The sequence below is a fragment of the Methylophilus sp. 5 genome, from assembly GCF_000515275.1.
Taxonomy (GTDB): Bacteria; Pseudomonadota; Gammaproteobacteria; order Burkholderiales; family Methylophilaceae; genus Methylophilus.
In genome coordinates, this window is the sequence record NZ_KI911560.1 from 1623635 (window position 1) to 1636994 (window position 13360).

A 13360-nucleotide genomic window follows, 5' to 3' on the forward strand; every position below is an offset into this window, starting at 1 on the left:
GTGGGGTTTCGTTTTTTTGGGATAGCGAAAGGTCATACGTGGCTGCAGCCATTGAGATTACAGGCATTACCAAGCGCTACGGGCAGTTTGAGGCCCTTAGAGGGATAGACTTGCACATCGAGCAAGGGGAATTTTTTGCCTTGTTAGGCCCTAATGGGGCGGGTAAGTCTACCTTGATTAACCTGCTGGCAGGTTTGCTGCAACCCAGCAGTGGCAGCATCCGCATCATGGGGCATGATGTGCAAACCGACGCGCAGCGCGCGCGCAGTGCCTTGGGTGTGGTGCCACAAGAGCTGGTATTTGACCCGTTTTTTAATGTGCGCGAAATGTTGCGCTTTCAGGCCGGGTATTTTGGGCATGGTCCTGAAAATGACGCCTGGATCGATGAAGTGATCGAGGGGCTTGGCCTGACAGATAAAGCGCATACCAATATGCGCCAGCTGTCTGGTGGCATGAAACGGCGCGCGCTGATTGCGCAGGCGCTGGCGCACAAGCCGCCGGTGATTGTGCTCGATGAGCCGACTGCCGGGGTGGATGTCGAGTTGCGGCAAATGCTGTGGGCATTTATTCAAAAGCTCAATCAGCAGGGTCACACCATTATTCTGACCACGCATTATCTCGAAGAGGCTGAAGCGCTCTGTGAGCGTGTGGCTATGATGAAGCAAGGTCGGATTGTGGCACTGGATACCACGCGTGCGTTGCTGAAAAGTCATGCAGCAAAACAGCTTTGCTTGCGTCTTTCTGGCACGTTGCCAAGCCAATTGCAGCCCTTGCTCAAGCAGTATCATGGCGATGAAGTAGTGCTTGCGTTATCTGAGTTGACGCAGGTTGAAATGGTGTTAAGCGTGTTGCGCGAGGCCAAGGTGGATATTCTGGATATGCAATTGCAGGAGGTCGATCTGGAGGATGTGTTTTTGAATCTGGTTGGTAAGCAGAGCGGGGGGGCGGCATGAAGTGGCTCAATCCGTTCTTTTGGCTCGACGATAAAGTCAGCCCACGCTGGCGTGGTGTCTACACGCTGTTTAAAAAAGAATTATTGCGTTTTTGGCGGGTGGCGTTTCAAACCATTGCTTCCCCCATTTTGACTGCATTGCTATACCTGCTGATTTTTTCGCATGTGCTGGAGTCGCATGTCAAAGTCTACGATCAGGTCAGTTATACCGCTTTTTTGGTGCCTGGCCTGATGATGATGTCCTTGCTGCAAAACGCGTTTGCTAACAGCTCGTCTAGCCTGATCCAGTCTAAAGTCATGGGCAATATTGTCTTTTTACTGCTGACGCCGATTAATACGCTGCAGTTTTTTGTGGCGTTTTTGGCGGCGTCTATGATCCGTGGCTTACTGGTGGGATTGAGCATTTACCTGGTGGCGTGGTGTTTTGTGTCGGTGCCTACGGTGTACCCTGGCTGGATCATCGCCTTTGCTTTGCTGGGCAGCGCCTTGCTGGGCACGTTTGGCATTATTGCTGGTATTTGGGCCGACAAGTTTGACCAGATGGCGGCTTTTCAGAACTTTGTCATCATGCCGTTGACCTTTTTGTCTGGTGTGTTTTACTCCATTCACTCGTTGCCACCGTTCTGGCAGGCCGTCTCGCAATTAAATCCATTTTTCTACATGATAGATGGTTTCCGTTACGGCTTTTTTGGCCATGGCGATGTCTCTCCCTGGCTTAGTCTGGCTGTTGTCGGTAGCTTCTTGCTGGCATTAGCGTGGCTATGCCTAAAGATGTTAAAATCCGGTTATAAATTACGCAGTTAGCTGATCAATGCAAGAAATATCTTCTTGTGTCATCGCACTGTATTTTGTTGAGTAAGTGAGGTTTTGTGTTAACAGCAGCGCAACTTGAGGTATACATCCGTAGTGGCTTGGCATGCGACTACCTGAAAGTGAATGGCGATGACGGCACCCATTTTGATGCGGTGATTGTCAGCCCGGAGTTTGAAGGTAAACGCATGGTTCAGCAGCATCAATTGGTTTACGCAGCGCTGGGTGACCGCATGCGTGCCGAGATACACGCGTTGTCTATGCAAACCTATACCCCGACGCAATGGCAGCAACAGCAAGCCTAGCGTTTTAATGAATCGTTGGAGTGAATTAAGATGGACGTACAAGCACAAATTAAAGACACCGTGAGCAATAACAAAGTGGTGTTGTATATGAAGGGTAACCCTAAATTTCCGCAATGTGGTTTTTCCAGCGTGGCGACGCAAATCCTGACCGCCTGTGGTGTTGAGTATGTCACCATTGACGTATTGCAAGACATGGATGTCCGTGAAGGCATCAAGCAGTATGCTAACTGGCCAACCATTCCACAGCTTTATGTGGATGGCGAATTTATTGGCGGCGCCGATATTATGCGCAGCATGTATCAGAGTGGTGAACTGCAAACCTTGTTGGCGAAAGCGTAATTTTGGACAAACTGATTATTGAAGGCGGCGTGCAACTGCATGGCGAAGTTGTCGTGTCTGGCGCTAAAAATGCCGCCTTGCCGATTTTATGTGCTGGTTTGCTGGCCGAAACACCCTTTACCTTAACTGGTGTGCCTGAATTACGCGATGTGGCATCCACGCTGCAGTTGCTGGATACCATGGGTGTGAAAGTGAGCAAAAATGGTGATCAGGTGACGCTGGATGCCAGTGATGTGGCCTCGTTTGAAGCGACCTATGAAATGGTGAAAACCATGCGGGCCTCGATTCTGGTATTGGGTCCGTTGCTGGCGCGCTTTGGCACTGCGCGCGTGTCTCTGCCCGGGGGCTGTGCTATCGGCTCGCGCCCGGTAGATCTGCATATTAAAGGGTTGCAAGCTATGGGCGCTGCCATGCATATTACGCATGGCTATATCCAGGCCAGCACCTTGCACTTGCCTAACCGCCGTTTGCAAGGGGCCAAGTACTACATGGATGTGGTCACCGTCACCGGCACCGAAAACCTGATGATGGCCGCCACCCTAGCGCAAGGCACCACTGTGCTTGAGAATGCAGCCAAGGAGCCAGAAGTGGTCGACCTGGCTGAGTGCCTGAATAAAATGGGGGCCAAAATTACTGGCGCTGGCACCGATGCCATTACGATAGTGGGTGTTGAGCGCCTGACCGGTGCACAGCACCATGTGGTCTGTGACCGCATTGAAGCAGGCACCTATATGGTTGCGGCGGCAATGACCGGCGGCGAAGTCACCTTGAAAAATGCGCGTGCCGATTTGCTCGAGGCTGTGATTGAAAAGCTGCGTGAAGCAGGCGCGACCATTAGCCATGACAGTAATAGCATTACGGTTAAAAGCAATGGCAAGTTAAAGGCAGTCAATGTGCGTACGGCGCCGCATCCGGCTTTTCCAACCGATATGCAGGCACAGTTTATGGCCATGAATACGGTGGCAGAGGGTGTTTGTACCGTGATTGAGACCATCTTTGAAAACCGGTTTATGCATGTGCAGGAGCTGCAGCGCATGGGCGCCAATATTGACGTGCAGGGGAATACTGCCATGGTGCAGGGTGTGTCTGCGCTGGAAGGTGCTAATGTGATGGCGACTGATTTGCGCGCCTCGGCTGGCCTGGTGTTAGCGGGTTTGGTGGCTGACGGTGAAACAGTGATTGACCGCATTTACCATCTTGACCGTGGCTATGAAAAGCTGGAAGAAAAACTGAATCAACTGGGCGCCAAAGTGCGCAGATCGAATTAATCATGATTACTATTGCACTCAGTAAAGGGCGCATTTTTGAGGAAACCACGCCGTTATTGGCTGCTGCAGGCATACATGCGCTTGAAGACCCTGAATCTTCGCGCAAGCTGATTTTGCCTACCAACCGTGCCGATGTGCGTTTAGTGATTGTGCGCGCTACCGATGTGCCAACCTATGTGCAATATGGCGCTGCAGATTTGGGCATTGCGGGTAAGGATGTGCTGGACGAGCATGGTGGAGAAGGCTTGTATCAACCGTTGGACCTGAATATTGCCAAATGCAAGATGATGGTCGCGGTGCGAGATGACTTTGATTACGAAGCCAGTATTCGTCAGGGCGCGCGTCTTAAAGTGGTGACCAAGTATGTGAAAACTGCGCGCGAGCATTTTGCCGCCAAAGGCATGCATGTGGACTTGATCAAGCTATACGGCTCGATGGAGCTGGGTCCACTGGTTGGCTTGGCAGATGCCATTGTCGATTTGGTGAGCACTGGCGGCACTTTACGCGCCAACCAGCTGAAAGCGGTAGAAGAGGTGGGCGCGATTAGCTCGCGTCTGGTGGTGAATCAAGCCTCTTTCAAGGTGAACCGTCCGCTGCTACAACCGATTATTGACAGTTTTGCTAGAGCTATTCAAAAAGATTAGCCGCTATTCAAAAAGATTAATTGACTAATATCTATGAAGATTAAACGTTTAAATACACAGAATGCGGATTTTGAGGCTGAGTTAAAAGCATTGTTAGCTTTTGAAACAGCGCAGGATGACAGCATCGACCAGGTGGTCGCCAACATCCTCAAGGATGTGAGAACGCGTGGCGATGCTGCCGTGCTCGAGTACACCAATCGTTTTGATAAAACCAATGCAGCCAGTGTGGCGGCTTTGGAAATTCCGCAGGCTGAGTTGCATGCGGCTTTAAATGGCCTGCCAGCGGTGCAACGCGAAGCCTTACAAGCGGCGGCTGATCGCGTGCGTAGCTACCACGAAAAACAAGTTATGCAGTCCTGGCAATACACCGAAGCTGACGGGACCTTGCTTGGTCAGCAGGTGACCGCGCTGGACCGTGTTGGTTTATATGTGCCAGGCGGCAAAGCGGCTTATCCATCGTCTGTGCTGATGAACGCGATCCCGGCCAAAGTGGCTGGTGTGCAAGAGTTGGTGATGGTGGTGCCTACGCCCAATGGTGAGAAGAATCCATTGGTGCTGGCGGCGGCTGCCGTTTGTGGGGTCGATCGTGTCTTTTGTTTAGGTGGCGCGCAAGCTGTGGGCGCGTTGGCATATGGCACCGAGACTGTGCCGCAAGTAGATAAAATTGTCGGGCCAGGCAATGCCTATGTGGCGGCAGCAAAACGACGTGTGTTTGGTGTGGTCGGCATTGATATGGTGGCCGGGCCGTCAGAAATTCTGGTCATTAGTGATGGCCACAGCAACCCGGACTGGACCGCGATGGACTTGTTTAGCCAGGCCGAGCACGATGAATTGGCGCAAGCGATTTTATTGTCACCAAGTGCTGAGTTTTTAGATCAAGTACAAGCGAGTATTGAGCGCCAGGTAGGCGAGATGCCACGCCAAGAGATTATTCGCACCTCGCTACAAAACCGCGGTGCCTTGATTCAAGTAAAGGACCTGGCTGAGGCCGCCGAGATTTGTAACTACATAGCCCCTGAGCACCTGGAGTTATCCATGGATGATGCGTTGGCGTTTAGCAAGCAGATCAGACACGCCGGGGCCATTTTTATGGGGCGTGATACCTGTGAGGCATTAGGCGACTACTGTGCTGGGCCTAATCACGTCTTGCCAACCTCGCGTACCGCGCGCTTCAGCTCGCCATTAGGGGTGTATGATTTTCAAAAGCGTTCTAGCCTGATTATGGTTTCTGCTGCAGGTGCGCAAACGCTGGGAAAAATTGCCGCCACTCTGGCGTATGGTGAAGGCTTGCAGGCACACGCACGCAGTGCCGAATATCGTTTGAAATAATCGCCTGAAATTTAAGAGTATTGTCATGAGTCAATATTGGAGTCGCCTCGTACACAGCTTGACGCCTTATGTGCCCGGCGAGCAGCCTAAACTGCAAAACCTGGTCAAGCTGAATACCAACGAAAACCCTTATGGGCCTAGCCCCAAAGTGATTGCTGCCTTGCAGGCAGAGGCAGCAGATAGTTTGCGTTTGTACCCAGACCCAGACTCTAGTCGCCTGAAGGCGGAGATTGCTAAGTATCATGGCTTGCAGGCCAATCAGGTATTTGTAGGTAATGGCTCCGATGAAGTGCTGGCGCATGTGTTTCAAGCCTTGCTTAAGCACGATCAGCCGCTGCTTTACCCGGATATTACTTATAGTTTTTATCCGGTGTATTGTGGCCTTTACGGCATTGACTTTGAAACGGTGCCATTGAATGCGCAGTTTGAGATTGCCGTTGACGATTACTTGCGCCCTAATGGCGGCATTATCTTTCCTAACCCCAACGCGCCAACGGGTATCCCGGTTGCGCTGAGCGAGATAGAGCGCTTGTTAAAAGCCAACACGCAATCAGTGGTGGTGATTGATGAGGCCTATGTCGATTTTGGCACTGAGTCGGCAGTGGCGCTGGTCAATCAATATCCCAATTTGCTGGTGACGCATACTTATTCAAAGTCGCGTTCTCTGGCCGGTCTGCGGGTCGGCTACGCCGTCGGCAACGCGACATTGATTGAAGCCTTGATTCGCGTCAAAGATAGCTTTAACTCCTATCCGATTGATCGTTTTGCTGAGGCTGGGGCAATTGCTGCATTGCAAGATGAAGCCTATTTTCAGCAAACACGTCAGCAAGTGATTGCTGCGCGCGATCAACTGGTGCTTGATTTGCAGTCGTTGGGCTTTGAAGTACTGCCCTCAGGCGCCAACTTTATTTTCACGCGCCATGCCAAATATGCGGGCGATCAACTAGCCGCGGCTTTGCGTGAGCAGGCTGTGATTGTACGTCATTTCAAAAAGCCTGCCCGGATTGCTGACTTTTTGCGGATTACCATAGGCAACACCTCTCAAAATCAGGCCTTGATGCAGGCATTGCGCGCCCTTCTGTTGGCTTAATGTCGTTAAAATCAAACTATTTGCCGTAATTTGCACGCTAATGTGCTGCAAATGAATGCATTGTGGCGTAAAAAAATCGTCGCAATATTGTCATTTTTTTGAAAATGCGGTTATGATGCACGCTATTGTACATAATGTGCAGTGAGGGTTGCGTTTGCATAATTGCTGCGCATTGATTCATTGGATTTAAAATAGAGCAAACTCGGAGGAAGAAAAATGGCACAAACCCAGATGGCATTGGATTCATTGGATTTCGACGCAACAATCGCTTTGGCAGCTAAAGTTGCACCACACGTTGATATTCTGGAAATTGGTACCCCTTGTATCAAACACAACGGTATCGAATTGTTGAAAGCATTGCGTTCAAAATTTCCTAACAACAAAATTTTGGTTGACCTGAAAACCATGGATGCTGGCTTCTACGAAGCTGAGCCATTCTACAAAGCAGGTGCTGATATTTGTACCGTTTTGGGTACTGCAGACATCGGTACGATCAAAGGTGTGATCGACGCTGCCAACAAATATGGCAAAGAAGCGCAAATCGACCTGATCAACGTTAAAGACAAAAAAGCCCGTACGCTGGAAGTGGTTAAATTGGGTGCACACATTATTGGTGTTCACACTGGTTTGGACCAACAAGCGGCTGGTCAAACACCATTTGCTGACCTGGGTCTGGTATCCGGTCTGAAAACAGGCGCTAAAGTGTCTGTTGCTGGTGGCGTTAAAGCTGCAACAACTAAACAAGTGGTTGATGCTGGTGCTGATATCGTGGTTGCCGGTGCGGCTATCTACGGTGCTGCTGACCCAGCTGCTGCTGCAACTGAAATCACTAAAATTGCTCACGGTTCTGGTGCAGCAACTAAAGGTGGTAACAAATTGCTGCCATGGATCATTGCTGCTGTTGCTGCTGTATTGGTATTCTCATTGCTGGGCAAGAAATCTGAAGAGGCTGCGCCTGCTGCTGAAGCACCAGCTGCTGAAGAAGTGGCTCCAGTTGATGCAGCACCTGCCGCAGAAGCGCCAGCTGCTGAAGAGGCTGCGCCTGCTGAAGCTGCTCCAGCGACTGAAGAAGCTAAATAATCAACGGCTATTTTCGCGAATAGCTTTCTGATTTAAAAAAAGCAGCCCATGCGGGCTGCTTTTTTGTTTTTCATGATCGCTTTTTGCCAGTCTGGCAAGACTTGCTGTAAAATGAACGCAATAATTGCTAACTCTCTGTGATCACCTTTCCTCTCATATATGTCACGTCAAGCTGAAGTCACGCGTAATACGCTAGAAACACAAATTACCGTCTCGATTAACCTCGATGGCACTGGTCAATCGGACTTGCATAGTGGCCTGGGCTTTTTAGACCATATGATGGATCAAATTGCGCGCCATGGCATGATTGATTTAAAAGTACATGCCAACGGCGATTTGCATATTGATGCGCATCATACTGTTGAAGATATCGGCATCACGCTGGGCCAGGCCTTTACCAAAGCGTTGGGCGACAAAAAAGGCTTGACCCGTTACGGTCACAGCTATGTGCCGCTGGACGAAGCCTTGAGCCGCGTAGCGCTTGATTTATCCGGCCGTCCTGGCCTGGCGTTTGATTGCACGTTTACGCGTGCCATGATTGGCGAGTTTGATGTAGACCTGATTCATGAATTCTTTCAGGGCTTTGTTAATCATGCGCTGGTCACGCTGCATATTGATAACCTCAAAGGCCATAATGCGCACCATCAGGCAGAGACTATTTTTAAAGCTTTTGGTCGTGCACTACGTGTGGCTGCGACCCCAGATCCACGTATGGCAGGATTAATGCCATCTACCAAGGGTGCGTTATAACGCCTGATTGCTAACCATGAGTCGCTTGCAAGTTGCCATCGTAGATTATGGCATGGGTAATTTAAGATCAGTGGCCAACGCGTTTAAAGCGGTGGCACCTGCCGTCTCTGTTGCGGTCACGAGTGATCCTGAGCAAATTGCGCAAGCTGAGCGCGTGGTGTTTCCTGGCCAGGGCGCGATGCCGGATTGTATTCGTGAACTCGATGCACGCCATTTACGCCAGGCAGTGATAGAAGCAACACAGCAAAAGCCATTTTTAGGCATTTGTATCGGCTTGCAGATGCTGTTTGAGCACTCTGAAGAAGGCGATGTGCCGGGCTTGGGCGTGTATCCTGGCGAAGTGAAGCGGTTTCCGTCCGAACGTATGCTGGATGCGCATGGTGCTAAACTGAAAGTGCCACACATGGGCTGGAGCCAGGTGCATCAAACCCAGGCGCATGCGCTGTGGTCAGAGATTCCAGATCAGGCGCGTTTTTATTATGTGCATAGTTATTATGTGGCGCCAGACGAATCTGCTTTAACGGCAGCCACTACCGAGTATCCATTTGAGTATACTGGCGCGATTGCACGTGATAACGTATTTGCCGTACAGTTTCACCCGGAAAAGAGCGCCAATGCAGGCTTGCAACTTTTGCGTAATTTTGTAAACTGGAAACCCTAAAGCGGGCATCCGGTTGTTTTAGTCACTACTCGTTATTTATCTATTGAAAACAACATGTTAATTATTCCAGCAATTGATTTGAAAGATGGCCACTGCGTTCGTTTGAAACAGGGCCTGATGGAAGAGTCCACAGTATTTTCCGAAGACCCGGGCGCCATGGCCAGACATTGGGTAGATAAGGGCGGTAAGCGTTTGCATCTGGTGGATTTGAACGGTGCTTTTGCCGGTAAGCCGGTCAATGAAGCGGCGATCAAGTCGATTGTGGCCGCGGTGGGTGGGGATATTCCTATTCAGTTAGGTGGCGGCATTCGCGACCTCGATACCATAGAGCGCTACCTCGATGATGGCATCAGCTATGTCATTATCGGCACCGCCGCCGTGAAAAACCCGGGCTTCTTGCACGAAGCTTGCTACGCCTTCCCGGGTCAGATCATGGTTGGCCTGGACGCCAAGGATGGCAAAGTCGCTGTCGATGGCTGGTCTAAGTTAACCGGGCATGATGTCATTGACCTGGCGAAAAAGTTTGAAGATTACGGGGTTGAGAGCATTGTCTACACCGACATCGGCCGCGACGGTATGTTGACGGGTGTCAACATTGAAGCGACGGTTGCATTGGCGCAGGCGCTCACGATTCCTGTGATTGCCAGCGGCGGTGTGACTAACCTGGACGATGTACGCAAGCTGTGTGATGTTCAGGATGAGGGCATTATCGGCACCATCACCGGCCGGGCTATTTATGAAGGCACCTTGGATTTTTCGGCGGCACAACAACTGGCAGACCAGTTAAGCGGTCAAAAATAATGGGCTGTGCCAAACGCATTATTCCGTGTCTGGATGTCACCGATGGCCGCGTGGTCAAAGGCGTTAACTTCCTTGAGTTGCGCGACGCCGGCGACCCGGTGGAAATTGCGCAGCGCTACAATGAACAGGGCGCAGATGAGCTGACTTTTCTGGATATTACGGCCAGTTCTGATAACCGAGACCTGATCCTGCATATCATTGAGCGCGTGGCTGAGCGGATATTTATTCCACTCACCGTAGGCGGTGGCGTGCGCAAAGTCGATGACGTGCGCCGTTTACTTAATGCCGGTGCAGATAAAGTGAGCATTAATACAACTGCGGTGCTGAATCCGCAAGTGGTTGAAGATGCCGCCAGCCGTTTTGGCTCACAATGTATTGTGGTGGCGATTGACGCAAAAAAAGTCGATAACCAGCCGTTTGAGTGGGAAGTGTTTACGCATGGCGGCCGCAATGCAACTGGCTTAGATGCCGTGAAGTGGGCGCAAAAAATGGTGAGTTTGGGCGCTGGCGAGTTGCTGGTCACCAGTATGGACCGCGATGGCACCAAAATTGGTTTTAATAATCCGCTCAATAAAGCGATTAGCGATGCCGTAGACGTGCCGCTCATTGCCTCTGGCGGCGTCGGTAACTTGCAACACTTGGTGGATGGTGTGACTTTGGGGGGTGCTGATGCCGTGTTGGCAGCCAGCATTTTTCACTATGGTGAATTCACAGTGCAGCAGGCCAAAGACTATATGCGTGAACATGGGTTAGAAATACGATGAACTGGCTGGATCAAGTCGCGTGGACTGCCGATGGCCTGGTGCCGGTGATTGCACAGGAAAAAGACACTGGCAAAATATTGATGTTTGCCTGGATGAACCGTGAGGCGTTGCAACTGACACGCGATAGCGGGCATGCCGTATATTTCTCCCGCTCGCGCAACAAGCTCTGGCACAAAGGTGAAGAATCCGGCCATACGCAAATCGTGCACGACATTCGCCTTGATTGTGACGACGACGTTGTTTTGCTGACGGTCGAACAACTGGGCGGAATCGCCTGTCATACCGGTCGGCACAATTGCTTTTTCCAGCAATTGCAAAACGATGACTGGGTCACGGTAGAGCCTGTGCTCAAAGATCCGAAAGCGATTTACCATGAGTGATGCATTCAACGGAAATGATGTATTAGGTAGATTGTCTGAATTGCTGGAACAGCGCAAAGCGGCTGATCCTGCGTCTTCTTATGTTGCCAAGCTGTATGCTAAAGGCATGGACAGTATCCTGAAAAAAATTGGCGAAGAAGCGACCGAAACGGTGATTGCAGCCAAGGGCGGCAACGCGGAAGAAATTATTTATGAAACGGCTGATTTATGGTTTCATACCTTGATCATGTTGAGTCATGCTGGTTTGAGTGCGCAGGACGTGCTGAATGAATTGGCGCGGCGCGAAGGGTTGTCAGGCATTGCAGAGAAGGCGAGCAGAACCGAATGAGTGCTGACTGTATTTTTTGCAAAATTTCGGCTGGCAGCATTCCGTCTAAAACGCTGTATGAAGACGACGATGTCATTGTATTTCATGATATTCGCCCCTTGGCCAAAGTACATTTTCTGATTGTGCCTAAAATACACCTTGAAACCTTAAAAGACTGTACTGCCGAACACCAGGCGCTGTTGGGTAAAATGATGTTGTTGGCGGCCAAGTTAGCCGCTGAACAGGGCCTGGTTGGCTATAAAACTGTGATGAATGTGGGTCGCGAAGGCGGTCAGGAAGTGTTTCATATTCATCTGCACGTGTTTGGCGGCGGCGCTGTCGCTTAATATCACCGGACAAGATAAAGGAGATTACCATGGGATCATTTAGTTTATGGCATTGGCTGATTGTATTACTGATTGTGGTGTTGGTATTTGGCACTAAAAAACTGCGTAATATCGGTGGTGATGTCGGTGGTGCGGTCAACGAATTTAAAAAAGCAGTCAGCGAAGGCAAGGGCGAGTCCAAGCCTGAAGAGTTGTCTGATAAACATAAATAAGCACTGACGCACTGTGTTTGATATTTCATTCTCAGAGTTATTGGTGATCGCCTTGGTTGCCCTGGTGGTGATCGGGCCAGAAAAGTTGCCCAAAGTCGCCCGCACTGCGGGCGCTTTTTTTGGCCGCATGCAACGTTTTGTGGCGCAAGTCAAAGATGAGGTCAACCGCGAAACGCGTTTTGCCGAGCTGCAAACCTTGCAGCAAGAGGTGCAGTCCGGTTTACAACAAGGTTACGATGAGATTGAACACAGTATCTTGCCGCCTGAAGCCCCTGTGATTGACGTCGCTGAAACTGAAGCGGTCGCTGTCAAAAAGCCACGTAAACCACGTCAGCCTAAAGTCAATGTCATTGATGACGAACTAGCTGCTACGGATGAAGTAACTACAGCAATGCAGCAGCCTGCTGGCAATGCCGAGCAGCAAACTTTAGCGGCTGATCCGCAGGCGGAACTGTTTGCCGTCCCAGAAGACGTGGCTAAAAAACCGCGTCGTTCACGCAATACGGCCAAAAGAATTGACGACGCTGCGCCTGTGTCGGAACAAAAGCCGCTGGCTTAAGCGGTTTCGGATACCTTTTTCATCATGACGCCGACCGAAAGTTTTATTTCCCACCTGATTGAATTACGTCATCGTTTGCTGCGCGCGGCAATCGGCTGGCTACTGGCGTTCGCGGCCTTGTTTCCGTTTGCCGATCGGTTGTATAGCCTGCTGGCCGAGCCGCTATTGGCCAAGCTGCCGCAAGGGGCACAAATGATCGCGACTGCCGTCACAACGCCATTTTTTGTGCCGATGAAAGTGACGATGCTGGCGGCATTTCTCATTGCGCTGCCGTGGATGATTTATCAATGCTGGGCTTTTGTAGCCCCAGGGTTATATGCGCATGAAAAGCGCTTGATCCGCCCGCTGCTAGTATCTGCCATTGCCTTGTTTTTTATTGGCATGGCCTTCGCCTATTTTGTGGTGTTTCCAGTGGTATTCGGCTTTTTAGTTGGCAGTGCACCGGCCGGGGTGGCTGTGATGACGGACATTGCTGAATATCTGGATTTTGTGATTGGCTTGTTTCTGGCGTTTGGTTTTGCGTTTGAAGTGCCGATTGCCGTGGTTTTGCTGGCGCTGATGGGCTGGGTCACGCTGGATCAGCTCAAAGAGTCGCGTTCTTATGTGATTGTTGGCGCATTTGTACTGGGCGCAATTTTCACGCCGCCGGATATTGTCTCGCAGTGTATGCTGGCTATCCCGCTTTGGTTGCTATATGAGCTTGGTTTGCTGGTAGTGCGCTGGCTGCCGCAAGCACCCACCAGCGACTCGGCCGCCAATTAA

Annotated in this window: 19 protein-coding genes; all 19 read left to right on the plus strand. The window is 50.7% G+C overall.

Features of this window, described 5'->3' with window-relative positions; all coding sequences use genetic code 11:
* The first annotated feature begins 38 nt into the window (after positions 1–38).
* The gene (locus METH5_RS0107660; RefSeq protein ID WP_029147957.1) at positions 39–953 is read left to right on the plus strand and encodes an ABC transporter ATP-binding protein; all 915 of its coding nucleotides are present in this window, start codon (positions 39–41) and stop codon (positions 951–953) included.
* Positions 950–1756, plus strand: a complete 807-nt coding sequence (locus tag METH5_RS0107665) for an ABC transporter permease (RefSeq protein WP_029147958.1) — start codon at positions 950–952, stop codon at positions 1754–1756. Before METH5_RS0107660 ends, METH5_RS0107665 begins: the two co-directional genes overlap by 4 nt.
* Before the next feature lie 65 nt (positions 1757–1821).
* On the plus strand, positions 1822–2067 hold the full coding sequence (locus METH5_RS0107670) for a BolA family protein (RefSeq protein ID WP_029147959.1): 246 nt from the start codon (positions 1822–1824) through the stop codon (positions 2065–2067).
* Between the two features lie 30 nt (positions 2068–2097).
* Complete coding sequence (gene grxD / locus METH5_RS0107675; RefSeq protein WP_029147960.1) at positions 2098–2406, plus strand: Grx4 family monothiol glutaredoxin; 309 nt, start codon at positions 2098–2100, stop codon at positions 2404–2406.
* Between the two features lie 2 nt (positions 2407–2408).
* Complete coding sequence (gene murA, locus METH5_RS0107680) at positions 2409–3674, plus strand: UDP-N-acetylglucosamine 1-carboxyvinyltransferase (protein WP_029147961.1); 1266 nt, start codon at positions 2409–2411, stop codon at positions 3672–3674.
* A gap of 2 nt (positions 3675–3676) precedes the next feature.
* A complete protein-coding gene (hisG, locus tag METH5_RS0107685) occupies positions 3677–4318 on the plus strand; it encodes an ATP phosphoribosyltransferase (RefSeq protein WP_029147962.1) in 642 nt (213 codons plus the stop codon).
* Positions 4319–4351: 33 nt separating this feature from the next.
* On the plus strand, positions 4352–5647 hold the full coding sequence (gene hisD / locus METH5_RS0107690) for a histidinol dehydrogenase (RefSeq protein WP_029147963.1): 1296 nt from the start codon (positions 4352–4354) through the stop codon (positions 5645–5647).
* Between the two features lie 25 nt (positions 5648–5672).
* Entirely contained in the window at positions 5673–6737 is a 1065-nt protein-coding gene (gene hisC / locus METH5_RS0107695; RefSeq protein WP_029147964.1) for a histidinol-phosphate transaminase, read from the plus strand.
* Between the two features lie 216 nt (positions 6738–6953).
* A complete protein-coding gene (gene hxlA / locus METH5_RS0107700) occupies positions 6954–7817 on the plus strand; it encodes a 3-hexulose-6-phosphate synthase (RefSeq protein ID WP_029147965.1) in 864 nt (287 codons plus the stop codon).
* A 159-nt stretch (positions 7818–7976) separates the two neighbouring features.
* Entirely contained in the window at positions 7977–8567 is a 591-nt protein-coding gene (gene hisB, locus METH5_RS0107705) for an imidazoleglycerol-phosphate dehydratase HisB (protein WP_029147966.1), read from the plus strand.
* A gap of 16 nt (positions 8568–8583) precedes the next feature.
* On the plus strand, positions 8584–9228 hold the full coding sequence (hisH, locus tag METH5_RS0107710; protein WP_029147967.1) for an imidazole glycerol phosphate synthase subunit HisH: 645 nt from the start codon (positions 8584–8586) through the stop codon (positions 9226–9228).
* A gap of 54 nt (positions 9229–9282) precedes the next feature.
* Positions 9283–10029 carry a 1-(5-phosphoribosyl)-5-[(5-phosphoribosylamino)methylideneamino]imidazole-4-carboxamide isomerase gene (gene hisA, locus METH5_RS0107715; protein ID WP_029147968.1) on the plus strand — a complete coding sequence of 249 codons (747 nt, stop codon included), beginning with the start codon at positions 9283–9285 and terminating at the stop codon, positions 10027–10029.
* The gene (gene hisF / locus METH5_RS0107720) at positions 10029–10793 is read left to right on the plus strand and encodes an imidazole glycerol phosphate synthase subunit HisF (RefSeq protein WP_029147969.1); all 765 of its coding nucleotides are present in this window, start codon (positions 10029–10031) and stop codon (positions 10791–10793) included. The genes hisA and hisF overlap by 1 nt, the downstream gene beginning before the upstream one ends.
* Positions 10790–11173 carry a phosphoribosyl-AMP cyclohydrolase gene (gene hisI, locus METH5_RS0107725; RefSeq protein ID WP_029147970.1) on the plus strand — a complete coding sequence of 128 codons (384 nt, stop codon included), beginning with the start codon at positions 10790–10792 and terminating at the stop codon, positions 11171–11173. Before hisF ends, hisI begins: the two co-directional genes overlap by 4 nt.
* Positions 11166–11501 carry a phosphoribosyl-ATP diphosphatase gene (locus METH5_RS0107730; protein WP_029147971.1) on the plus strand — a complete coding sequence of 112 codons (336 nt, stop codon included), beginning with the start codon at positions 11166–11168 and terminating at the stop codon, positions 11499–11501. Before hisI ends, METH5_RS0107730 begins: the two co-directional genes overlap by 8 nt.
* Entirely contained in the window at positions 11498–11827 is a 330-nt protein-coding gene (locus METH5_RS0107735; RefSeq protein WP_029147972.1) for a histidine triad nucleotide-binding protein, read from the plus strand. Before METH5_RS0107730 ends, METH5_RS0107735 begins: the two co-directional genes overlap by 4 nt.
* 29 nt (positions 11828–11856) lie before the next feature.
* On the plus strand, positions 11857–12039 hold the full coding sequence (gene tatA, locus METH5_RS0107740; protein WP_029147973.1) for a Sec-independent protein translocase subunit TatA: 183 nt from the start codon (positions 11857–11859) through the stop codon (positions 12037–12039).
* 13 nt (positions 12040–12052) lie between these two features.
* Positions 12053–12598, plus strand: a complete 546-nt coding sequence (gene tatB / locus METH5_RS0107745; protein ID WP_029147974.1) for a Sec-independent protein translocase protein TatB — start codon at positions 12053–12055, stop codon at positions 12596–12598.
* Between the two features lie 24 nt (positions 12599–12622).
* Complete coding sequence (gene tatC / locus METH5_RS0107750; protein ID WP_029147975.1) at positions 12623–13360, plus strand: twin-arginine translocase subunit TatC; 738 nt, start codon at positions 12623–12625, stop codon at positions 13358–13360.

Coding starts and splice junctions, on each gene's coding strand:
- METH5_RS0107665 (WP_029147958.1), top strand. CDS start 950: ATGAAGTGGCTCAATCCGTTCTTTTGGCTCGACGATAAAGTCAGCCCA.
- grxD (WP_029147960.1), top strand. CDS start 2,098: ATGGACGTACAAGCACAAATTAAAGACACCGTGAGCAATAACAAAGTG.
- hisG (WP_029147962.1), top strand. CDS start 3,677: ATGATTACTATTGCACTCAGTAAAGGGCGCATTTTTGAGGAAACCACG.
- hisD (WP_029147963.1), top strand. CDS start 4,352: ATGAAGATTAAACGTTTAAATACACAGAATGCGGATTTTGAGGCTGAG.
- hisC (WP_029147964.1), top strand. CDS start 5,673: ATGAGTCAATATTGGAGTCGCCTCGTACACAGCTTGACGCCTTATGTG.
- hxlA (WP_029147965.1), top strand. CDS start 6,954: ATGGCACAAACCCAGATGGCATTGGATTCATTGGATTTCGACGCAACA.
- hisB (WP_029147966.1), top strand. CDS start 7,977: ATGTCACGTCAAGCTGAAGTCACGCGTAATACGCTAGAAACACAAATT.
- hisH (WP_029147967.1), top strand. CDS start 8,584: ATGAGTCGCTTGCAAGTTGCCATCGTAGATTATGGCATGGGTAATTTA.
- hisA (WP_029147968.1), top strand. CDS start 9,283: ATGTTAATTATTCCAGCAATTGATTTGAAAGATGGCCACTGCGTTCGT.
- hisF (WP_029147969.1), top strand. CDS start 10,029: ATGGGCTGTGCCAAACGCATTATTCCGTGTCTGGATGTCACCGATGGC.
- hisI (WP_029147970.1), top strand. CDS start 10,790: ATGAACTGGCTGGATCAAGTCGCGTGGACTGCCGATGGCCTGGTGCCG.
- METH5_RS0107730 (WP_029147971.1), top strand. CDS start 11,166: ATGAGTGATGCATTCAACGGAAATGATGTATTAGGTAGATTGTCTGAA.
- METH5_RS0107735 (WP_029147972.1), top strand. CDS start 11,498: ATGAGTGCTGACTGTATTTTTTGCAAAATTTCGGCTGGCAGCATTCCG.
- tatA (WP_029147973.1), top strand. CDS start 11,857: ATGGGATCATTTAGTTTATGGCATTGGCTGATTGTATTACTGATTGTG.
- tatC (WP_029147975.1), top strand. CDS start 12,623: ATGACGCCGACCGAAAGTTTTATTTCCCACCTGATTGAATTACGTCAT.